General features: G+C 61.9%; 18 protein-coding genes. 7 read left to right on the top strand and 11 right to left on the bottom strand.

The window, feature by feature from the left end:
* Positions 1-5: 5 nt before the first annotated feature.
* The gene (locus tag AC1RT4_RS27125; RefSeq protein WP_011331872.1) at positions 6-851 is read right to left on the bottom strand and encodes a sulfotransferase family protein; all 846 of its coding nucleotides are present in this window, start codon (positions 849-851) and stop codon (positions 6-8) included.
* A gap of 137 nt (positions 852-988) precedes the next feature.
* A complete protein-coding gene (locus AC1RT4_RS27120) occupies positions 989-2,584 on the bottom strand; it encodes a glycosyltransferase family 39 protein (RefSeq protein WP_493089144.1) in 1,596 nt (531 codons plus the stop codon).
* A 243-nt stretch (positions 2,585-2,827) separates the two neighbouring features.
* Between AC1RT4_RS27120 and AC1RT4_RS27115 the strand changes: the two genes are divergently transcribed.
* The 7 genes from AC1RT4_RS27115 (at position 2,828) to AC1RT4_RS27085 (ending at position 10,668) form a co-directional block, all read left to right on the top strand.
* Positions 2,828-3,415, top strand: coding sequence for a phage tail protein (locus tag AC1RT4_RS27115; protein ID WP_493089142.1), 588 nt, complete (start codon positions 2,828-2,830; stop codon positions 3,413-3,415).
* Between the two features lie 56 nt (positions 3,416-3,471).
* Positions 3,472-3,783, top strand: coding sequence for a DUF6916 family protein (locus AC1RT4_RS27110; protein ID WP_493089140.1), 312 nt, complete (start codon positions 3,472-3,474; stop codon positions 3,781-3,783).
* A 161-nt stretch (positions 3,784-3,944) separates the two neighbouring features.
* Entirely contained in the window at positions 3,945-6,014 is a 2,070-nt protein-coding gene (locus AC1RT4_RS27105) for a type VI secretion system Vgr family protein (protein ID WP_493089138.1), read from the top strand.
* The gene (locus tag AC1RT4_RS27100) at positions 6,011-6,859 is read left to right on the top strand and encodes a DUF4123 domain-containing protein (protein ID WP_493089136.1); all 849 of its coding nucleotides are present in this window, start codon (positions 6,011-6,013) and stop codon (positions 6,857-6,859) included. Before AC1RT4_RS27105 ends, AC1RT4_RS27100 begins: the two co-directional genes overlap by 4 nt.
* Positions 6,856-7,629: a hypothetical protein gene (locus AC1RT4_RS27095; protein WP_493089134.1), complete on the top strand. Its 774-nt coding sequence runs from the start codon at positions 6,856-6,858 to the stop codon at positions 7,627-7,629. Before AC1RT4_RS27100 ends, AC1RT4_RS27095 begins: the two co-directional genes overlap by 4 nt.
* A 12-nt stretch (positions 7,630-7,641) precedes the next feature.
* The gene (locus AC1RT4_RS27090) at positions 7,642-8,469 is read left to right on the top strand and encodes a hypothetical protein (protein ID WP_493089131.1); all 828 of its coding nucleotides are present in this window, start codon (positions 7,642-7,644) and stop codon (positions 8,467-8,469) included.
* Between the two features lie 12 nt (positions 8,470-8,481).
* A complete protein-coding gene (locus tag AC1RT4_RS27085) occupies positions 8,482-10,668 on the top strand; it encodes a lipase family protein (protein ID WP_493089128.1) in 2,187 nt (728 codons plus the stop codon).
* Between the two features lies 1 nt (position 10,669).
* Here AC1RT4_RS27085 and AC1RT4_RS27080 read toward each other — a convergent pair whose 3' ends face one another.
* From AC1RT4_RS27080 to AC1RT4_RS27040, 9 genes are all read right to left on the bottom strand, one after another.
* A complete protein-coding gene (locus AC1RT4_RS27080) occupies positions 10,670-11,161 on the bottom strand; it encodes a GNAT family N-acetyltransferase (protein WP_493089126.1) in 492 nt (163 codons plus the stop codon).
* Positions 11,162-11,172: 11 nt separating this feature from the next.
* Positions 11,173-13,269 carry a site-2 protease family protein gene (locus AC1RT4_RS27075; RefSeq protein ID WP_493089124.1) on the bottom strand — a complete coding sequence of 699 codons (2,097 nt, stop codon included), beginning with the start codon at positions 13,267-13,269 and terminating at the stop codon, positions 11,173-11,175.
* Entirely contained in the window at positions 13,270-14,589 is a 1,320-nt protein-coding gene (locus tag AC1RT4_RS27070; RefSeq protein ID WP_493089122.1) for an efflux RND transporter periplasmic adaptor subunit, read from the bottom strand.
* Complete coding sequence (locus tag AC1RT4_RS27065) at positions 14,586-15,365, bottom strand: efflux RND transporter periplasmic adaptor subunit (RefSeq protein WP_115076096.1); 780 nt, start codon at positions 15,363-15,365, stop codon at positions 14,586-14,588. Before AC1RT4_RS27065 ends, AC1RT4_RS27070 begins: the two co-directional genes overlap by 4 nt.
* A gap of 271 nt (positions 15,366-15,636) precedes the next feature.
* Positions 15,637-17,088 (bottom strand): efflux transporter outer membrane subunit, encoded by a 1,452-nt coding sequence (locus AC1RT4_RS27060; RefSeq protein ID WP_493089120.1) that lies wholly within the window; start codon positions 17,086-17,088, stop codon positions 15,637-15,639.
* Entirely contained in the window at positions 17,085-18,155 is a 1,071-nt protein-coding gene (locus AC1RT4_RS27055; protein ID WP_115076093.1) for an HlyD family secretion protein, read from the bottom strand. The genes AC1RT4_RS27060 and AC1RT4_RS27055 overlap by 4 nt, the downstream gene beginning before the upstream one ends.
* A gap of 18 nt (positions 18,156-18,173) precedes the next feature.
* Entirely contained in the window at positions 18,174-19,709 is a 1,536-nt protein-coding gene (locus AC1RT4_RS27050; protein WP_493089118.1) for an MFS transporter, read from the bottom strand.
* A gap of 102 nt (positions 19,710-19,811) precedes the next feature.
* On the bottom strand, positions 19,812-20,729 hold the full coding sequence (locus tag AC1RT4_RS27045) for a LysR family transcriptional regulator (protein WP_007957716.1): 918 nt from the start codon (positions 20,727-20,729) through the stop codon (positions 19,812-19,814).
* A gap of 58 nt (positions 20,730-20,787) precedes the next feature.
* On the bottom strand, positions 20,788-21,654 hold the full coding sequence (locus AC1RT4_RS27040) for an ABC transporter permease (RefSeq protein ID WP_438300310.1): 867 nt from the start codon (positions 21,652-21,654) through the stop codon (positions 20,788-20,790).
* Positions 21,655-21,669 lie beyond the last annotated feature (15 nt).

Raw genomic sequence — 21,669 nt, 5'->3', positions numbered from 1 at the left:
CGCGATCAGCTGATCGCGGCGTCGGACTTCATACGAATGACATTGGCGGCGCTGGCTGAGCCATCGAGCCAGAAAGACAAATCGGCGTATTGCTTGAACAGGTCCGGCGGCAGAATCGTGCGCCGCGACTGCAGGGCGACCTTGGGTTTGACCTTGTGCAGGCCAGCCACGCCCAGGGCCTGGTCGAACTCCGGCGCGTCGTAGGCCAGGTGCTCGAAATCGTGCTCGAACCAGGGTTCGCCGATGAAGTCGTAGACCAGCCGCAGCACCCGCTCCGGGGCCTGGGTCAGCAGGTCGTAATCGACGATCAGCAGCGAATCGGCGTGCTCGCCGTAATAGGCTTCCTTGAGCGCCGCCCAGGCAAAACCCACCAGACGATTGCGCTGGGCCAGGGTTTCGCAGCGGCTATAGACCGTGTTGCGCTCGACCGCATCGCCGAACAGCTTGGTGTTTTCGAAAGGATTGGCGCGGTACAGCCGCTCGAGGCTGTCCATCACCCAGGCGACGTTGCGCACACAGGCAATGACTTTGGCTTGAGGAAACAGGTCGTTGATGGCCGGCAGTCGCGCAGACCACTGGCGGTTGGTGTCGAACACCACCGGTTTGTCGGCCTTGTCGGCGTAGTAGGAATCGAACAGGCCGCGCAACAGGCGGCGGCGCATGTCGGTGTCGATCACCGCGCCGAATTCGCTGCCAGCGCTGCATTGTTCAAGGACCCCGGAGAACAGCGCGCCGACCGGACTCGTCATACCGGCATGAAAACGCGGGTTCTGCAGAAGGATCGCAGAAAGGAGGGTAGAACCTGAGCGCGGCAAGCCGGAGATAAAGTGGAACTGCTGCAATCCCTTCACCGTATTTGTAAGTCCCTTTGTCCGACGAGCGTAGTCCAACAATACCCTTTCGACTAGTAGTGTTTTGATATCAAAACAGAGCAAAACGGACTTAAAAATTTCGTCCTTATCGCGAATAAAATGATGAACCGTTTAAGTCAGTTTTCTCCCGATCCATTGGGCGTCTGCAACGAAAAAAGGCGCGCTTTCGCGCCACCTGCCTGCACCTGATCCCGCAATTGCCAGGTCGCAGGCAAGGGCAGGAATGGATCGGGTACATCCACGTCCAGATCACCGATCAACCAGACCCGGGCACTGTCCTTCGGCAGCTCGCTCAGTCGATCCAGATAAACCTCATCGGACACCAGCGTGCCGAAGCCGTAGTGGTTCGGGCGAGTCGAGCGCCCCTCGGCGGTGGGCGGTGTAAACAGCCGGACTTCGGCGCCAGTGCGGTTGTAATAGACGTAACTGAGGTACCAGAGCATGTCGCTGGTGACGATCCGGTCGCCGCTGGCGAAGTGGCGGTTGACGTAATCGACCATGACGTTGAACTGGTCATTGCGGTCGACCGTGGCGTTGTTGTTCACCCCGATCATCTCGACCCCGACCAGCGACAGCAGCACCGCCACCGCCAGCACGCGCACGCTGGTGTAGAGACGGTCGATGGCCAGCGCCGCCAGCATCGGCAGCCCCAGCGCGTAGGCAGTCAGGTAACGCTCGATGAACACCGGCGTGACGAAGGACACGGCGAACACCAGCAACAACGGCACGCCGGTGTAGACCGCCAGCAGGACGCTGCCATGGTTCACGCTGCGATCCCGGGCGACGGCGACAGCCGCCAGCACCAGCAAGGCCAGCGGCACACCGCCGAACAGCAGCAACGGAAGCTGCTCGCCCTCATCCTGGATCAGCCACAGCCAGATCATCGACGGCAGCGAAGACAGGGTCACCGGATCTTCCCAGCCCACATCGCCGCCGGCCTTGAGCGCGTCCATGTGTTGCAGCAGGTCAATCAGGTTCGGCAACCACGGCAGGTAGAGCACGACGATGGCCAGATTGGCCAGCCACCAGTCCTTGCGCTGGAGATGCTTCAGGCGATAACCCGGCAACAGGCGGATCAACCCCAGATACAGCCAATGGCTCAGCGCCGCCAGCACCGCGAAATAATGGGTGTACAGCGCAGCGGTCATCAGCAACGCGTAGATCAGCAGATAGCGGTGACGCTGCGGACGCCGGATCCACTTGACCAGCACCAGCGTCGCGCCGATCAGCAGCAAGCCAAGCAATGCGTACATGCGCACTTCCTGGCTGTAGCGCACCGCCGTCGGCAGCAGCGCCAGCAACACCCCGGCGATGATTGCGGCGCGGCGGGTGGCCAGCCGGTCGACCAGGCTCACGCCGAGCCCGACCGTGGCGATGCCGGCCAGCGCACTGAAACTTCGAATGGCCAGGAGGCCGTCACCGAACACGCCGATCCAGCCGTGCAGCAACATGAAGTACAGCGGCGGATGCACGTCGAACGCGGCGTGCTCCCAGATTCCGCCCAGCGAATAGCGCGCCAGCAGCAGGCTCGAACCTTCATCACCCCAGATCGCGGCAGCGGTCAGGTCATAAAAGCGCACCACGGTGGCCAGCAGCAGGATCGGTATCAGCCAGTGCTCGCGCGCCCAGCGCAACAGGCGCCGGACACCGGCATTCGGTGCGGCGAACGGATCCTGGGTATCCCCCAGCGGCGTCTCGCGAAGGACCTCCATCAACCTCCCCTCAGCGTTTTTTGCGAACACGATTTGCGTCATTGACTGCGAACACTGTAGGCCAGCGCCGAAGTCGACGCGCGGCCGTGACGACGTCCGGCAAGTCCGTCGATCCGGGTCTACGCTACGGCTTGGCGTGACCTGCCCGCGCAAAAGGAAGGAGTCAGCAAAAACGTTTCGACCGGCCCGACAACAAGGGCGACCGCGCGGCGCGCCGACCACACAACAGAAGGATGAGGAACCATGGAAGTCTTTATGGGTACGATTCAACCGTTCGCCTTCAACTTCGCCCCCAATGGCTGGGCGTTGTGCAACGGGCAAACCCTGGGCGTCTCGCAATACCAGGCGTTGTTCGCGTTGCTGGGCACCTACTACGGCGGCAATGGCACGACCAACTTTCAACTGCCCAACCTGCAAGGTCGCGTGGCCGTCGCACAAGGCACCGGACTGGGCCTGACGCCGCGCGTCATCGGTCAGGTGTACGGCACCGAAAGCGTCACCGCCACCATCGCCAACATGCCCAACCACACCCACGCAATGACCGGCCTCACCGCCAACACGGCCTTGTCGCTGGCAGTACCCGCCAGCAATCCGGCGACCGTGCCGACCGCCACCAACTCGTACATCGGCGCGTCCGGCGGCGGCCCGGGTTCGGCGAACATTTACTCCGACGCCCAAGGCGCCACACCGGTGCCGCTCAAGGGTGTGACCACTACCGTCACCGGGGACATTTCCTCCACCGGCGGCAGTCAGCCACTGCAAGTCTTGAACCCGGCCCTGGTCCTCAACTTCAGCGTTGCCCTGAACGGCCTGTTCCCGTCGCGCAACTGATCAAACGCCGGGGGCTTCACGGCCCCCGGCCGTTCTTTTTTCACTGGAGTCAGACCATGCTGCAAGCGGTTCAGATTCAACACGTCCAGCCGTTGCTCGGACAGCAACGCACGCTGCACCTGCCCGATGGCACGGCATTGCCGATTCGGATCGAGCAGCTTGATGAAGTCCCCGCGGCGAAAACCCGCTACAGCGAACGCATGCCCTTCTGCCTCGAATTCAACAGCCTGGTGCCGACCGAGTTCGTCGACGGTTTATGCGCGCTGGAACTGCCGGAACTCGGCCTTGTAGAGGGCATTTTCGTGTCACGGGTGCCAACGATGGGGCGGGATCCGCAACTGGGTTATTTCTGCATTTCTTTCAACTGATTCGACAGAGTGTAAAACCACGTAGGACATATCAGTAGGATTAAGCCGCAGTCCTTGTAGGCCGTGTTTTTAAACCCATTTGCTTGGGAAACGTCCGACATAAATTCGCTGGCCATCTTGTTAGCGTTGTTCCGAATCTGTCACAGGACAAGGAACAACGGATGTTCAATGCCAATGCTCGTTTGCGCCTCATCACCGACGCCTTTAAACACGACCTGCAGGTGCTGTCCTTCACCGGCACCGAATCCATCAGCCAGCCTTACGCCTTCAACGTCAAACTGGTCAGCCCGAGACCTGACATCGATCTTCCCGGCCTCATGCACCGGCAGGCTTTTCTGGCCTTCGATGACCACGGCCATGGCGTTCATGGACAGATCCAGCACATCGGAAGGGGCGATATCGGGTACCGGCTGACGCAGTACCACCTGACCCTCGCGCCATGTCTGACGAATCTGGGCCATCGTTTCAATCAGCGGGTTTTTCAGCACCTGAGCGTTGCGCAAATCATCGGGCAGATTCTTCAGGAACATGGCATTCACGCGGATGGCTACCTGTTCCAGATCGGCCAGGCCCTGCCGGAGCGTGAATATTGCGTGCAGTACAACGAATCCGACCTGCACTTCATCCAGCGCCTGTGCCAGGAAGACGGCCTGCACTACCACTTCCGCCACAGCCTCGACAGACACCTGCTGGTGTTCGGCGACGACCAGACCGTATTTCCCAGGCTGGCCCGGCCGACCCCGTTCAAACCGCGCAACGCGATGGTGGCCGACAGGCCGGTGATCCACCGTTTCGATTGCGGGCTCAATACCCGCACCAGTCGCGCCAGTCGGCGCGCCTACGATTTCGAAAGGGCGCGCATCGTGCTGGAGTCCGACGCGCGGATACCGAACGAGAGCTGTCAGCCTGATCTGGAGGATTACGCGTATCCGGGGCGAGTCCTCGACCGGGAGCACGGCAAACTGCTCGCCCGACGAATCCTGGAACGCCATCGCAGCGATGAGCGCGCGGCCCAGGGCGACAGCGACGAACCGGCGCTGGTGTCGGGGCATTTCCTGTCGCTGTCAGAGCACCCCGACCCCGCATTGAACGACCTTTGGCTGCTCACCGAAATCAAACACGAAGGCCAACAGCCTCAGGTGCTCGAGGAAAGCGGCAGCGACATCGCCGTGAGTGATAAAAGCGACTTCGTCCAGGGCTACCGCAACCATTTCGAAGCCACACCGTGGGATGCAATCTATCGCCCGCCGTTGCGCTACGACAAACCTTCCATCGGCTGTACCCAGACCGCCGTGGTCACCGGGCCGGAAGGCGAAGACATCCATTGCGACAGGTACGGCCGGGTCAAGGTGCAGTTTTTCTGGGACCGCGAAGGCCAGCACAACGACAAGAGCAGTTGCTGGTTGCGGACCACCACGAACTGGGCCGGCAACGCCCATGGCAGCGTGATCATTCCGCGGGTGGGCATGGAAGTGCTGGTGACGTTTCTCAACGGTGATTCCGACCTTCCGGTAATCAGCGGTTGCCTGGCCAACAGCGCCAACCCGGTGCCCTATGAATTGCCGGCGCACAAGACCCGCAGCGTGTTCCGCTCCCGCAGTTCGCCAGACAGCGGCGGCTTCAATGAACTGATGATCGAAGACCGCGCCGGTCAGGAGCTGATCTATCTGCGCGCCCAGCGCGATCTGCAGCAGAAGATCGAGCACGACAGTCACTTGGACATCGGCAACCAGCGCCGGGAAACCATCAAAGGCAACAGCGTCAGCGTGCTCCACGCAGAAGAGCAGCGCGCCATTACCGGTGATCGCAAGACCCATCTCAAGGCCAGCGACTACCTGCACGTCAGCGAAAACAGCCATACCCGGATCGGTCAGTCACTGACGGTCGAAGCTGCTGGGCAGGTGTGTTTGAGCGCTGGCGAACATCTGGTACTGGAGGCCGGAAAAAGCATCAGTCTGAAAGTCGGTGGCGAGCATTTCGTACTCGATCACGGTGGTCTTTTCGGTAGCAGCGACCTGCTGATCGGCGGCGCACCGGCGGCCTTTCTACGCGCGCCGATTCTGCTGCCCGACAGCGTTGAAGACCTGGCGCCACCGACGCCTCTGCCGCCACTGGTAGCGCCCTCGCAAACCGCCTTGATGGCCGACAGCAAAACGCTGGGTGCCGATTTCTGCCCGATCTGCGAGGCCTGTCGAGGAGGAGCGTGCCTGATCGAGGGAGCCGCCGCATGAGCAACTCCTTTGCGCGGCACTGGCTGATCGAGCAACACCGGGCGGATCGCCTCCTGTGCCTGATACTCGACTCGCAGAACGAACGCGAGATGCGCCAGCGCTGGCTGAAAAGCAGCCGTTACGAACAATACGCCAGCGTCTACGGTGAAACCGTGGTCGCCGAACTGGCGGACACCGGCCCGTTCCTGTTCACTTTCGACCAGCCCGACGACCGTCGCCTCGACGCCCTGCTCGACAGACCCGACAGCCATTGGGGCTGGCTCGCCAGCCTGGACCAGGGCGAGCTGAAGGCATGGGTCAGGCACTGGCAGGAGCGGCTGCTCGTCGGCACCCGTCCGCGTCAGGCGCTGTACCGCTTTCACGACAACCGGGTGCTGGCGCGGGCGCTGGAACATCTGCCGGTCGAGGCGCTACCGACGTATCTCGGGCCGGCGATCAGCGTGTGTTACTGGCAGGGCTCGCATTGGCAAAGCACCGACAACCCAGCGCCCGGCACCTATCCGCTGCCGGACTCGCCGCCATGGCTGGACCTACCAATGCCCGAACAGCCCGCCATGGAGATTCGTCTGGCCAATGCCCACCGTTTTCTGCTGGCCGAGCATGTGCAGGCCTACGCCGGGCTGGCGGGCTCGCAGGATCCGCACATCTGGCTACGCGAGCGACTGGCACAGGCCGAAGCCTGGGGCTGGCTGGCGCCGGAGCGGCTGGAGTTTCTGCTGATCCAGAGCCTCCACACCCAGGCCCTCGCGCCTCATTGGCAACCCCGACCGGACGAAACGCCGGATGAACACTTTGACCGGGTTTACCAGCTTTCGAGGAGCTGGAGCGGGGAGGTGCCTTCATGAAGATTCAGCTCAGGAACATCGCCCTTATCGGCGCTTTCGCTGCACTGGGAGGCTGCCAAGGCAAACCACCCAACACCTTCAAATTCACAGCCGATCTACCACCGGGGTTTGCCTACGTCGCAGTGGTTCATTACGTACCCGAGAAAGGCCAGACCTGCACCCTCGACAGACGCGACAACCTTGCCCCGGTGTTCAACAGCAAGTGGCGCACGGAGTACAAGCCTGATGCCGAGATCACGATTCGCAAGATTGTTAAGGGGTGTCCGTTGGTAATCAGCAGGATCGCGCTGGAGATCAACGCGAGTTACTACAAAGCACGGGGAGATTTTGGGGGTGACGAAGGGATGGTCTTTTTGGGGAACGATATAGAGGAGCAGTACAAAGGCACTTTCAATGAGGCAGGTGAAAGTACTTTTTACGGTCAATGTGAATGGTGGTTCCGGACAGCTGGCGCACAACGCCGCATCGTCAAGATTCTTGATTGCAAAACAACTGATGCCCAAGGAGTACGTGGGACAGGTAAGACTTATTCCGCTTATGGCCTTGATCAACTACCGGGTAAAACGGTGAGGATGAAAATTGAATTAGCAAGGGAGGAAAAACCCTACTTCAGAGACACATGGGTTCAGTTTCCAAACGGCTGGAAACGGTGCATGGGCGAAAGGTTTGAAGACCAAGATGCCTTCTGCCGCGGTAACTACACCGACTTCAGCACTTTCACCATGCCGGATGGCCGAGTCTGCACCATTTATCCAAGTTGCACGGAATAAGGAAATTTCGCCATGACATCACCTGAAACGGATCTGCAATCTCCAACATTGACCTCACCGATGATCAGACTCGCGCTGCGCAGTGCGACTTTGCTCTGCTGTCTTGCCCTCACGACCGGCTGCAAAACCGAACCGCCAAATACATTCACATTCACGGCAGAGTTACCGCCAGGGTTCGCCTATGAAGCTCTCGCAGAATATGAACCGATAAATAATAGTGAAACCTGCAGAGCCATAGACCTTCGCAAAACAGCCAACAGATTCAACAGAAACTGGCGAGAAAAGTACGAGCCTGTTTCCGAAATTGTCATCCGAAAAACCATCAATGGTTGCCCGATGGTAATACGTCGAATTGATCTGGACATCAGAGCCGCCTACGGGAAGGACTGGAGCGACATTAGCGCTGATAGTGCAGCGGTTGTTATACGGTCGGAATTGGACGATCGCTACAAAGGCACTTTTAACCATAAAGGTCTAAGCATTTTCTACGGCCAATGTCAGTGGCTTTTTCGCACCTCAGGTAAGCCGAGGATCCTGCGAAAAATACTCGAATGCAAGGAAACCGATGCTCAGGGCACTCCACAGCCGGGGCGCCCGTTTGCGGCATACACCCACGATCAACTTCCAGGCACAACCGTGAAGATGAAAATCAAAGTAGCAAGGGAAGAACAACCTTACTTCAGGGACACCTGGGTAAATTTTCCAAATGGCTGGAAGCGATGCTTAGGCGACAACTTTGAGGATCAGTACGCCTTTTGTTATGGCAACTACACCGACTTCAGCACTTTCACAATGCCGGATGGCCGAGTCTGCACCATTTATCCAAGTTGCACTGAGTAAGGAGGTTTCACGATGGAATCACTTGAAAAGGATCTGCCGTCGCCGTTAGGCGGCCGCATGCTGACGTGTCCTGCCGGTGGCAAATGGACAAGTTTTCAACTCATCGACGAGTTTTACTCGGGTGAGCCCTATGCTGGATTGGCCTATGTCGCCACTGATTCGGAAGGCCATAAATACATAGGACGTCTGGATGCAGCGGGCAAGGGCAGAGTGGACTATCACTTTGCGGGGCCTATATCGTTGCTATTTGATCAAGCGTATGAAGGAAAGGAACAGCTCTACTCAAGTTTGCAAAGCAGGCGACATTACCCCCTAAAAATAACCGAACTTCAGGTACGCGCCGAAAAAACTCGTTATCTGAACCGGAATGCCACCCGCACACGGGAACGACCCGAGATCGCAGACGGCGCAGACTACTTTCAAGTCGAAGTCCGTCATCTGGTCAGGCATGCCTCGCATCTTCCACCCGAGGTGTATCGCGATTACCCTCTCGACTCCGGCTGTGCAGCCATCATGCGCGAACACGGCAAACTCGGTGTCGCTCTGATGCCACAACGTCACACTGTTCTTGAAGTGCGCCCGCTACGCGCGTTGCGACCGATGTTATCCACAGCTTCGCAATTCTGTGCACTCAATCTGTACCAGCTCTCATTGATGGCAACCTTGAGCTACTGCCCCTTCGGTCAGAAGCCAGAAAGCGCTCCCATCCAAGGAAATCGGGTCACCTTTCCTTTGCAACCCAGCGTGGGCAATTGGTTCGGCGACGCCCTGGCCAAATCCGACGAACTATGGAAGGTCGACTCTAATCAAACCAAAGCCTATTACCCTCTGTACGAAGACGTGCCGTATTCCAAACGCCTGGAAATCGTTCCATTCGACTCGGATCTGTACGAAGTGAATGACCCGAAGAGGATCGAGTCGCAAGAGCATCCGGCCAAGGTTCACTTCCTTGATGACAGAAGCGAAGGAAATGAGGCTACCGACACCCAAGCCTTCATCACCCACAACGACGAACTGATCCTCATCGCCGTTCGCGGCACCGCCGAGATCGTCGCCGATGGATTACGTGATGCCGATGCTTTGCAGGTGCCGTTTGCGGAAGGCGAAGGCCAGGTACATCGAGGTTTCTATGAAGCGGCCAAAAAAGCTGCCGCATTCGCAGTCAATTACCTCGAAAAGTTCTACACCGGCCAAACCCTCCTGATCTGCGGCCACAGCCTAGGCGGCGCAATCACATTGCTGCTGTCCGAAATGCTCCGTCGTCGGCCCGAGGGCTACAACCTCCAGCTCTACACCTACGGCGCCCCCCGCGCCGGCGACGCGGATTTCGTCAAGGGCGCAGCCGATCTCATGCATCACCGGATGGTCAACCACAACGATCCGGTGCCCAGCGTTCCCGGCAGCTGGATGAACACCAAGGCCGATATCTACGGCACCGGGGCGGCGCTGACATTCGTCAACGTGCCGGTCGGCCTGTCGGTGTTCGTCGCGGGCATCACCAACTGGACGGGGGAAGCCTACGACCACCACGGCCGTTTGCGACACGCCATGCCGGTGGAGTTCGGCCGTCAGCAGGTGTCGTCGATTCTGTGGGAACCAGGCTGCGACACCATCAATCAGCATGCGGCCTGTGACGTGGCGATCCGGCAGCGGCATGGCCTGCCGGATCGGCCGACGTTGCTCAAGCAGATTTTCGATGCCGGGCACCATTCGATGACCGGGGCTTACATCCCGGCGTGCTGGGCGGTGTTGCGGCGTTGGCAGGAAGCACAGGAATCAAGCCGCTCGCTGGTCACCGAGCGGGAGTTCGCGCTGGTTGAATCGGCCCTGCAACGCATCACCGATCAGTTGCGCAGCCAGCGCAACAACCTGCCGGGACGGCCGGACAGCTATGTGCGCACCCGGAAAAACGTCGTCGAAGCGCTCAATCGTGAAATCGAGAAAATTCGCACGACCCGCGAACGGCTGACCCTTCTCCGGCACCGGCGCATGACTGCCACGGATGTCTATGGATCGCTGGCAGAGCAACCGGAACGCCTGGCCGAAAGCCTGCCGCGCTGGCACCTACACCCGGAAAACCTCGCAACGGAACAACTGGCCACGGCCCCGGAGCCCGCCGAGGATGACCCGCTGCTGGCAACGCTTTACGGCCACAGGATCGGTGCCCCCCACACCTTCGATATCGACTCGGTCATCTGACTCAGCCCTGCGGGTACCACACCAGCCGCTCCGCCGCCGGATTGCGCTCTTCCACGGCAAACCCCAGCGCCAGGTAATGCTGGCGCGCATGGGGGTTGTTGGCCCAGACCACCGTCGCCACCGGGCAGCGCACTTGTTGCGCGGCTTTTTGCACGCCTTGCAGCACGGTTCGCCCGTAGCCTTTGCCCCGGGCTTGGGGAATGAAGGCGAGGTACAACACGCGGATTTCATTGACGCCGAAATCGGTGCTGAGTGCGCCGATGGCGGTGCCGAGTTTTTCCACGATGTAGTGCATGGCATTCGGATGGTTTTCACCCATGCCCTGCTCCTGCACCTGAAATTGCTGGGCAACGATTTGCTGCACCTGTTCCTGCTCGCCGTCGATCCATTGCAGATCCGGCCGCGCCGATTGATACAGGCTGTGCAGAAAGGGTCCGTCAGTCGCCCGCGAAGGCCGCACCACCAATCCGTCCGCCGCCAGGTTGTCCGTCATCTTAATGCTCCCTAGAAACCGCTTTCCCTGACCCCCAGCGCCGCCATCCGGCGCCAGGCCACGCCGAGCACCGACTCGCCGCTGCCCTGCAACACCACCACGCCGCGCAGCGGCTGCACCGGGGTCGGTGCCTGATCCAGCGTAGCCAAACGCACGCCGTATTGCGCCTGCACCGGTTCCGCCCGTTGCTGCTGATCGCGGCGCACGGCAATCGGCCCGTGGTGATCGGAGGTCAGCGCCTCCTGATCGACATAGGCCACACCGTTGGTGTCGATTTCATTGAGTTGCACCGCGATGGCGGCGTGCATCGGGTCGTCGGCGATAAACCGTCCGGTGGCGCCGGGTTTGACTCGCCACAGTTCGGCTTCGGCCAGATAACCACGCAGTCGTGTGCCGTCCTCGACCACCCGCGCCAGCGCATCCTTGCTCGACAGCCAGCGGCCCGGTGTCAGGTTCGGCAGCAGGTCACGCACGGTGCCGGCGTGGGGGGCGCGCAACAGCAGACGTTCGCGTTGGGCGGTCAGGCCGCGATATTCCGCCACCGCTTCGGCCAGACGCTGCTCGACGATGCCGGCGTCAGCAGCGGTTTCACTGCGGCCGGCCTGCCGACGCATCAGCAATTGCTGGATGCGGATTTCCCGGCGGACGATGGCCTGCCGCGAATCGAGATCCGGCGATTCCAGTTCGATCAGCACGTCGCCCTGAGCCACGCTCTGACCATCCACCACCTTCACGGCTTTGACCCGCGCCGCCGTCGGTGCATGCAAGGCGCTGGCGCGACCGCCCTCGAGCATCGTCGGCAATTCGACCGAGCTGCGCCACGGCACGATCAGCACCAGCAACAGGCCGAGTACCGCCAGGCTGCTGAGCAACACGCGGGGGCCGTGAGCCTGTTCGCGGCGGCTCCACCACTGGCGCCACTCACTCATGATCGGCAGAAAGATGAACCACACCAGTTCCACCAGCATCAGGAAGATCCCCAACACCTTGAAGAACAGGTGATAGACCGCCAGCGCGATCCCGAAAAACAACGCTGCACGCCATAACCACGAGCCATACCCCCAGATCAGCAAACGCCGCTGCATCGTCGGCGACCAAGGCTCCGGCGCCGGAGCGCCATAGCCGAACAGAAACTCCCGCAGCCGCCAGCGACACAGGGCAAACGCCCGGCCCTGCAAATTGTCGACTTCCCATAAGTCGCTGAGCAGAAAGTAGCCATCGAAGCGCATGAACGGGTTGAGATTGACCACCAGCGTGGTGATCCACGTCGCGCTGGCGAGCATGAACGCCGCCGTGCGACCGGGCCCGTCCGGCAGGAACGACCAGACCAGCAGCGCGATGCTCGCCAGCAACAATTCCGCCATCACCCCACCGGCACCGATCAACAGTCGCGCGCGTCGATCATTGACCCGCCAGGCATCGCTGACATCGGTGTAGAACATCGGCAGCAAGACCATGAACGCCACGCCCATGCTTTGCACCCGACACCCGGCGCGCTTGGCCATGAACGCATGACCGAATTCATGACAGAGCTTGGCGAAGAACAGCGCGATGCCGAACGCGATCGCGCCGCCGAGGCTGAACAGGTGCGGAAAGGTGCCGACGAACCGCTGCCAGTCCCGCGAAACCAGAAACACCCCGAGCGCCAGCGTCGCCGGCAGACCGTAGCGCAAAACCTTCGGACCGAAGCGCTCCAGCAACGGCCAGGCACGGTTGAGAAAAGCGTCCGGGCGCCACAATGGGATGCGGAAGAACAGGTATTGGTGCAGCAGGATTTTCCACAGGCTCTGGCGTTGCACGAGGGCCTTGAGTCGATAACTGGCGCGCTGTTGCTCGTCGAGGGCGCTGATCAGATCGTGGCCGCGCAGGAACTCCAGCAGTTGCGCCAGCTCGTTGCCGTCCAGAGGCAACCCCGGTTCACGGTTGGCGGCACGCAGCACTTGTTCGGGATCGCCCAGCGACCAATGGCGCAACAGGCGCATGGCTGCCGCGCCAAGCTTGAAGTAGCGCCCGCGCACCGGGTCGGCCAACGTCCAGCGCGGCGAACCGTCCAATGCCGGGGCCGCGGGCGACAATTGCAGGTCGGCACGCAGGCTCGGCAGAGTCATTTAAAGGCCTACGCTCTGACGCAGCCCGGCGAGCGGACGCCGCAGCAGGTACAAGGCCAACGGCGCGCGGTCGCCGAAAATTTTTGCGGTGCCGCGCAGGCCGATGCGCGGCGGGGCGTCGGCGAAATTGGCGTCCAGCCGATAGGCCAATTGGCCGCCGGCGGTGGGCTGCGCCTCGTAGGCCGAACGTTCGAGGGTGGCGAGGTGGCGTTGCAGCGGATCGCTGTCGAGAAACAGCGCGACTTCGGCGCCCGGCTCCAGTGAGATCGCGTCGCCCACCGCCAGCTCGATACGCAGTTCGGCCTGGCTCGGGTCGGCGATTTCCATCAGCCGTTCGCCGGTCTGCACCGGTTTGCCGGTCCAGCGCTCGGCATCGGCGAACACCGCAATACCGTCGCGCTCCGCACGCACTTCGCTGCGGTTGAGCAGTTCGCGGGCATAGTCGCGTTCGGCGCGTTTCTGTTCGGCGCGGGCGGCCAGCAGGTCGACCCGGGAGCTGGATTCGGCATCAACGAACGAGCGCTGGGAATTGGCCTTGAGCTCCGCTTCGGCGACCCCGAGCGCACGCTCGGCGACATCGGCTTGAGCCTTCAGCGTCGTGCTTTCAAAGCGCAGCAACAGGTCGCCGGTTTTCACGCTCTGGTTGGGTTTGACCAGAAACTCTGCGATCACTCCGTCCAGCGGCGCGGCGACAACCCGCCCGCCCTGAGGCACCACTTCGGCGGGCGCCAGCACCGACTGGCGCACCGGGATCAACAGCCCGAGCAACAACACGGCGACCAGCGCCACCTGGCGTTTGCGGGTCCAGCGCAGCCGCCAAGGTTTGCGCGGTTGCAACGCCAGCCAGGCATGACTGTAGGTGTCGCCCAGTTGCGACAGCAGCACTTGTTCGGAAGGATTCCACGGCAGATCACGGGCCAGCCACAAACCGCCGAACACCTGACCCTGACGGTCGATCAACGGCAGCCAGAACACTTGCATGGCCGACAGACTGCGCCAGTCGGCCTGGATCGATTCGCCGACCATTTCCGGCGCGATCACCCGCGCCTGCTTCAGCACATCCTGCTTGAACAACTGCGCCACGGCCTGCTCAACGAACGCCACGAACGGCGCATTCGGCTCCACCGCGCTGACCCCGGTCACCGCCTGCACCTTGCCGGCGATCAACAGCGCCGCATGGCGAAAACCGAACAGCGACTGGCCGTCATTGACCAGGCTGTAGGCCAGTTGCGAAATGTCATGAGCGGCGCGGGTCTGCCGTTCGAGATCGAGAAACCGCGCGAACACTTGCTCGGCGGCGCCGCTCACCGGGGCGTTCACTTAAGCTCCGGAAAACGCGCGGTGCCGCTCATGCCGGCGAGCAAGCCTTTGGCTTCGGGGAGTGTGGCGACCAGCAACAGGGTCTGACTGCCCTCATCGATCCGCGCACCGAGGCGCTTGACCGTGGCATCGATCGGCTGACCGGTTTCATCGGGCACGAAGCTGAACGACTGACCGGGCTTGAGCCTGGCCATCCAGCGCGACGGCACCAGCAGATGGATTTCCAGCGTGCGGTTATCGACCACATCAAGCAGTGGCGCACCGGCCGGTACGCTTTCATAACGCTGCACCTTGCGCTCGACCACTTGCCCGTCGAACGGCGCGACCACGCTGCAGCGTTTGACCTGGACTTGATAAACCTGAGATTGCGCCTGAGTCTCGCTGACCTTGGCCTCGGCCCGGGCCACTTCGAAACGCCCGACGGAATTGAGCGCCGCCAGTTGCCGGTTGTGCGCCAGCTCTTCACCGGCGCCACGGCTGGCGGCCTGCGCGGCATTCAACTGGGCCTGATAGGCCGAACAGTCGAACCGCGCCAGGGTATCGCCCTTCTTGAACGACTCGCCCTCGCTGAACGGCAACTCGACGATTCGCCCCGACAACTCGCTGGCCAGCGTCGCCTGATCCCGCGCCCGCAACACACCGCGCGCTTCACTGCTGGCCGACGCATTCGCAGCCCCGCCGTTATCCAGCAGCGGATCGTCTGGCGCGGGCGTTTGAGCCTGAACTGCACACGTTACAAAGGTCAATCCGACAACCCAACCACGAAAACGCCGCATAACCGTTACTCCCTGACGGATGCTCGGAGTCTACGACAGCGGGGATTAGCGTCAAGCGAAAGGCCATCATTCGTCTTGAGGTGGGCGCTTTCGTCGCTTACAAACTTTAGGGAAGTTTCCTACGCGACTTTCCAAAGGGCCGTTATTGCCGATTTATCGTTCGTTGCTTACTCTCTCCGCACTCAACCCCGTACGTAGCGATTCAGTTCGCTGGCAGTTGGGGTCAAAGAAACCGGCTTCGGCCGGTTTTTTTATTTTTGCGCTTTTGCACTCAACGCTGCGCCATCTCCCCCACCGGATACACCGACTCCCATCCCCCGCCCAACGCCCGGTACAAGCCGACCATCGCCAGTGAAACCCCGGTGGAGCTTTCCACCCATTGTTCCTGGGTGGCGAGCAATGCGCCTTGCACGGTGAGGACGTTGACGAAGTCGACCACGCCTTCGACGTATTGCTGTTGCGCGGTGCGCAGGGCGATCTGGTTCTGGCGCACGGCTTCGGCGAGGCTGTCGCGGCGGCGCTGGCTGGCGTTGTAGGCGGTCAACTGGTCGTCGATTTCGTGCCAGGCGCGCAGGACGGTCTGTTGATAACCGATGGCCGCTTCCTGCTGCTGGGCTTCGCGCAGTTGCAGCACGCCGCGCAGGCGGCCGCCGTCGAACAGCGGCAGGCTGAATTGCGGGCCGATGCCGAAGGCGCGTGAGCCCCAGGAGCCGAAATCACTGAGCTGCATGGCTTGCGAGCCGAGATTGCCGGACAGGGTAATGCGCGGATAGAAATCGCCCTTGGCCACGCCGATGTTGGCGGTGGCGGCATGCAACCGGGCTTCGGCCTGGCGGATGTCCGGGCGGCGTTCGGCCAGTTGCGACGGCAGGCCGATGGCGACGGTCAGTGGCGACTGCGGCACTGGCGCGTCTGTGGATAACTCTTTCGCCAGCGCCTGCGGCGGTTCGCCCATTAACAGACTGATGGCGTTGATCAATTGCGCCTGACGCTGTTCAAGCGCCGGCAGTCGCGATTCGATGGCCGCCACTTGCGCGGCTGCTTCGGCGACGTCGAGATCAGTGGCCACGCCGTCGTTGAGGCGTAGTTGCGAGAGTTTCAGACTGTGCCGCGCCACATCGAGGTTCTGCTCGGTGACCGCGCGGGTGTTCTGCACACCGCGCAGCTGGATGTAGTTCTGCGCGGTGTCCGCGAGTACCGCCAGCAGCACGCCGCGCCGGTCGTTTTCCGCCACTTCGAGATTGGCGTCGGCAGCTTCGGTTTCCCGGCGCACACGGCCCCAGAAGTCCAGCTCCCAGGAAGCCGAGAAACCGGCATCCCACAGGTTGAAGGCGGAATCGCCGTTGTGCCCGGACGGGTCGTTCAAGCCTTCGCCGCTGTTGCGTTTGTGGGCGTAGCTGCCGGTGGCGGCGGTCGTTGGATAACGGTCGGCGGTGATCACCTGACGGGCGGCGCGGCTTTGTTGCAGGCGGCTGCTGGCCAGTTGCAGGTCAAGGTTGCTGCGCAAGGCGCGCTGGGTCAGGGCCGAAAGTTGCGCGTCGTGAAAGACTTCCCACCAGCGCTCGTTCAAGGGTTCGCTGACAGCCTGGCTGACGGCAGTTTTTGACGGTTTTGCCCACTCGGCAATCTGCGTGGCTTCGGGTTTCTGGAAGTCCGGGCCGACGGTGCACGCTGCCAACGCCGATAGACTCAGGACAACCGTCATGGACTGAAAGCGCTTCATCGCTGTGTCACCTCACGCACCGACGTCGCCGAGCTTTGGGTATCAATGCTCGCCTCTACCGACATCCCCACCCGCAACCGTTCGGCAAGTGGCTGGCCCGGGTCCAGCAGGACCTTCACGGGAATCCGCTGCACGACTTTGGTGAAGTTGCCGGTCGCGTTGTCCGGTTTGACCGCCGCGAAGGTCACGCCGGTCGCCGGGGCGATGCTTTCGACGCGGCCGGTGAGGGCTTCGCCGCCGAGGCTGTCGACCCGCACCACAACATCCTGCCCAGGCTGCACGTCGGTGAGCTGGGTTTCCTGGAAGTTGGCGACCACATAGGCCTGCTTCAACGGCACCACCGCCAGCAGTTTGCTGCCCGGCGTCACATAGGCGCCGACCCGCACGGCGCGTTCGCCGATCATGCCGTCCTGAGGCGCGGTGATGCGCGTGTAAGACAGCTCGAAACTGGCGATTTCCAGCGCGGCCTGAGCGTGTTTCAAACTGCCCTCGGCGGCATCGCGTTGCGCCGTCAGAATCTCGACCTGCTTGCGTTCCGCTGCCAGTTTCGCGGTGGCCGTGTCCAGCCGCGCGGAGGCTTGATCGATCCGGGTGCGCGCCTGTTGCGCGTTCTGCACGGTGCCGGCACCGACGCCGGCCAAGTGGTTGTAGCGGTTCAATTCCTGCTGGGCGAAAGCCATTTCGGCCTTGGCCGAAACCACCGACGCCTGCGCCTGAGCGATCACCGAAGTCTGGCGCTCCAGGGTGGCTTTGGCGTTCTGCAACTGCGCGCGAGCCACCAGGGTTTGCGCGTCGGCCGCCTCGGCGGCAGCGCGCAGGTCGCGGTCATCGATCAGCGCCAGCAACTGCCCAGCCTTGACCTGCTGGTTGTCTTCCACAAGCACTTCTTTGATGAACCCCGCCACACGCGGCACCACCAGGGTGAAGTCAGCGGAGACGAAGGCGTCATTGGTGTTCTGCTGGGTGCGCTTGCCGAACAGGCCGGGCATCGCCAGATACACCAGCACACCGACCGCCAGCGCAGCGGCCACAGCCACTGCGAGTTTTTGCTTTGCTTGAGTCGTCATAAGAACCTTCTATTTCAGTCAGGTCGGCGCGCGCGGCGGAAAGATCCGCGTCGGCAGCCAGAAAATCAGCAGGATCAGCGCCACCGCGACGCCAGCCATGCACAGATAAAGATCCGAAGAAGTCAGCACCACCGCCTGTTCGTGCAGGCGATGGGCGAGGCCGGGGTCGTTGCTCGCGGCCAGCGGCGAGTTGCCGAGGCGGTCGACCAGCATCGTCGAGTGAAAATGCAGGCGCGAAGTGGTCAGCGCTTCGATCACTCCGGTCGCGACCACCGCCGCCAGGCCTTTCACGGTGTTGAACCACGCCGAAGCGAACGGCCCGTCCTGCGGCTGGATGCTGCCGGTCGACAGCATCAGCAACGGCAGCACCGCCATCGGCTGGCCAAAAATCTGCAGCCATTGCAGGACGTAGAAATCGTCGCGAATCCATTCCGAGGTCAGCTGCGAGCCGCCCAGGCAGGAGAGCGTCAACATGCTCAAACCGATGCCGAGCACCCAGCGGCAATCGACCCAACGCAGGTTGCACAACGCCGCCACCAGCGGCAGCGCGAGCAGTTGCGGCAGTGCCGCCAGCAGCATGATCGGCGCGGTCTGTACCGGCCGGTAACCCTGCACCTGAGCCAGGTAACTCGATGGAATCAGCACCACCGCCAGCAGCACCACCAGCACGCCGGCCAACGTCATCAGCGCGAACGACAGATTGCGAATGCCGAGCATCTGCAACTTGAAAAACGGAATCGGCTGCGACCATTCATTGATCAGAAACGCCACCAGCAACAGCGAACCGGCGCCGAGCAAAGCGCAGATCAGGCTCGACTCGAACCAGTCCAGGCGATTGCCCTGCAACAGGCCGATCACCAGCATGCAAATCGCCGGAAACCCCAGCAGCAGGCCTTTCCAGTTGAACGACTTGAGACGCTCCAGACGCAGCGGGTCCTGCGGCAATCCATAGGCGACAGCAGCCATGGCGATCAGGCACGGCACGATGATTTGCCAGAACGTCCACTGCCAGCCGACGTACTCAGTCCACAACCCGGCCAGCGGCGTACCAAGACCTGGGCCGAAGGTAGCGGTCAGGGCGTAACCGGCCAGACCGTAAAGCTTGATGTTGGCCGGCAGAAACCGCAGCGCAACGGTCATCAGCATCGGCGGTAACGCGCCGCCGGCCAGGCCTTGCAGGATGCGCATCAGCAACAGGCTTTCGTAGTTCGGGGCGAACGGGCAGAGCACCCCGAGCAGGGTGAACACGCCGATGGCGCACAGGGTGAAGCGACGCAGGGAAAAGGTCACCGAGCACCACGGCGCGAATGCCATGGCCGCCACCGAGGTCGCTGTGTAGCTGGCGACCAGCCAGGTGCCTTCGTCGTAGCCGATGCTCAGGGCGCCGCGAATGTCGGCCAGGGCGACCTTGGTCACCATCTCGTTGAGACCCGACACCAGCACCGCCAGCAGCACTCCGACCAGACCGATGATGATCCGCGCCCCGAACACCGGTGGCGCGGCTGCCATCGGAGCGGCAGCGGCAATCGGCGCCGTGACCGTCAGGGATGTCATGCAAGCAAACTCCGGAGGGAAAAATACCGGAGCATCTTAGTCAGGCTTGTGGCTGACGAAAATTGACTTGTCGGCAGCTTATAGTTGCGCCATACGCAATCCTCAGGGCTGGGCTGCCAGCCAGGTTTCGTCGCAGCAGGTCTTGAGGGTTTCGCGCAGCCAGCGGTGGGCCGGATCCTTGTCGAAACGCGGGTGCCAGGCCTGGGTCAGCATCAGCGTCGGAAGCGGAATCGGCAGGTCGAACGAGCGCAGCTTCAAGCCCAGCCGCCGCACGCTGAGCAACGCTTCCTTGGGCACCGGCAGAATCAGGTCGGAGTCCGGCAGGGCGAACATCGCCGCATGGAAACTTGGTGCGATCACAGCCACTCGCCGCTCCAGGCCCAAGGCATTCAGCGCGGTGTCGATAGGCCCACGGGCGATACCCCGGCGGGACATGCTGATATGGGAAAACCCGGCATAGCGCTCGGCGGTGATCTCGCCATCCAGCAGCGGGTGATCTTCACGCACCAGACCGACGAAGTGGGTGGAAAACAGGTTCTGTATTTTGACTTCCGGCGTCACCGGGCGGGTGTTGCTGACACTCAGGTCGATCCGCCCTTCGCGCAGGGCTTCATCGTCGCCATCCCCCTCGGGAACGAAACGCAACTCACAGTGCGGCGCCAGTTGATCGAGGGTGTCGAACAGCTTGCCGCCGTACACGCCGACGAAGAAGTCGTTGGCGCGAATGCTGAAGCGCCGGCGCAACGTGCCCAGTTCCACCGCATCGGCCGAGCGAAACAGCAGCGCCGCCTGTTCGACCACATCGCGCACCTGCTCGCGCAGCTCCAGTGCCTTGGGAGTCGGCACCAGACCGCGACCGGCACGCACCAGAATCGGATCGCCAATGGCTTCGCGGATCCGCGTCAGCGTGCGGCTCATGGCCGCCGAACTGAGATTCATCCGCCGCGCGGCACCGACCACGCTGCCCTCGTCGAGCAAGGCGTCGAGGGCGACCAACAGGTTCATGTCCGGGAGTTGCATGCTGAGCACTCGTGACCGATCAGGATTGATTCGCACGCAATGCTAGCAGATCAGAAAATCAGCGCTGCATCCCCCAACGTTTCACCGTCACCCGCTCCAGCGTGTCGAACACCAGGTTCTCCACCAGCAAGCCGATGAGGATCACCACCGCCAGACCGGCAAACACTTTGTCGGTGTACAGCTCGTTGCGGTTCTGGAAGATGTACCAGCCCAGGCCACCCTTGCCGCTGGTGGCGCCGAATACCAGTTCGGCGGCGATCAGGGTACGCCAGGCGAAGGCCCAGCCGATTTTCAGACCGGCGAGGATCGACGGCAGCGCCGCCGGAATCAGGATGAACAGCACGAAACGCATGCCCTTCAAACCGTAGTTCCGGCCGGCCATGCGCAGGGTTTCCGAGACACCGAGAAACCCGGCGTAAGTGTTCAACGCCAATGCCCAGAGCACCGAATGCACCAGCACGAAAATCAGGCTGTTCTGCCCCAGGCCGAACCACAGCAATGCGAGCGGCAACAGCGCAATCGCCGGCAGCGGGTTGAACATCGAGGTCAGGGTACTCAGCAAATCCCGACCAAACTGGGTCGAGACCGCCAGCGTGGTCAGGGCGAAGGCCAGGACGATGCCGATCAGGTAACCCTTGAGCAGCACCACCAGCGAAATCCACACCTTGCCCAGCAGTTCACCGCTGAGCAGGCCGTCATACAGCGCATGGCTGGTCTGCAAAAAGCTCGGCAAAAGAAGATCGTTGTTCTGCACCCGGGCAACCACTTCCCAGAGCACGGCGAGCAAAATCAGGATCAGGCTTTTGCGCAGCCAGCCCTGTTGCCACAGGCGCTGGCCGAGCGGCAGCTCGCGCTCCACCGGGACGCTGGTCAGCGGTTGCAGATCGTTTTCGAATTCTTGACGTACGGATGATGAATGGCTCATCGGGCAATCCTCCAG

The organism is Pseudomonas sp. GW821-FHT11D10 (assembly GCF_058808435.1).
The sequence above is the reverse complement of the archived record's forward strand: the minus strand, read 5'-3'. Positions and strand labels throughout refer to the sequence as shown.

Coding starts and splice junctions, on each gene's coding strand:
- AC1RT4_RS27090 (WP_493089131.1), top strand. CDS start 7,642: ATGACATCACCTGAAACGGATCTGCAATCTCCAACATTGACCTCACCG.
- AC1RT4_RS27050 (WP_493089118.1), bottom strand. CDS start 19,709: ATGACATCCCTGACGGTCACGGCGCCGATTGCCGCTGCCGCTCCGATG.
- AC1RT4_RS27060 (WP_493089120.1), bottom strand. CDS start 17,088: ATGAAGCGCTTTCAGTCCATGACGGTTGTCCTGAGTCTATCGGCGTTG.
- AC1RT4_RS27040 (WP_438300310.1), bottom strand. CDS start 21,654: ATGAGCCATTCATCATCCGTACGTCAAGAATTCGAAAACGATCTGCAA.
- AC1RT4_RS27110 (WP_493089140.1), top strand. CDS start 3,472: ATGCTGCAAGCGGTTCAGATTCAACACGTCCAGCCGTTGCTCGGACAG.
- AC1RT4_RS27100 (WP_493089136.1), top strand. CDS start 6,011: ATGAGCAACTCCTTTGCGCGGCACTGGCTGATCGAGCAACACCGGGCG.
- AC1RT4_RS27085 (WP_493089128.1), top strand. CDS start 8,482: ATGGAATCACTTGAAAAGGATCTGCCGTCGCCGTTAGGCGGCCGCATG.
- AC1RT4_RS27115 (WP_493089142.1), top strand. CDS start 2,828: ATGGAAGTCTTTATGGGTACGATTCAACCGTTCGCCTTCAACTTCGCC.
- AC1RT4_RS27095 (WP_493089134.1), top strand. CDS start 6,856: ATGAAGATTCAGCTCAGGAACATCGCCCTTATCGGCGCTTTCGCTGCA.
- AC1RT4_RS27080 (WP_493089126.1), bottom strand. CDS start 11,161: ATGACGGACAACCTGGCGGCGGACGGATTGGTGGTGCGGCCTTCGCGG.
- AC1RT4_RS27105 (WP_493089138.1), top strand. CDS start 3,945: ATGTTCAATGCCAATGCTCGTTTGCGCCTCATCACCGACGCCTTTAAA.
- AC1RT4_RS27065 (WP_115076096.1), bottom strand. CDS start 15,365: ATGCGGCGTTTTCGTGGTTGGGTTGTCGGATTGACCTTTGTAACGTGT.
- AC1RT4_RS27055 (WP_115076093.1), bottom strand. CDS start 18,155: ATGACGACTCAAGCAAAGCAAAAACTCGCAGTGGCTGTGGCCGCTGCG.
- AC1RT4_RS27120 (WP_493089144.1), bottom strand. CDS start 2,584: ATGGAGGTCCTTCGCGAGACGCCGCTGGGGGATACCCAGGATCCGTTC.
- AC1RT4_RS27075 (WP_493089124.1), bottom strand. CDS start 13,269: ATGACTCTGCCGAGCCTGCGTGCCGACCTGCAATTGTCGCCCGCGGCC.
- AC1RT4_RS27045 (WP_007957716.1), bottom strand. CDS start 20,729: ATGCAACTCCCGGACATGAACCTGTTGGTCGCCCTCGACGCCTTGCTC.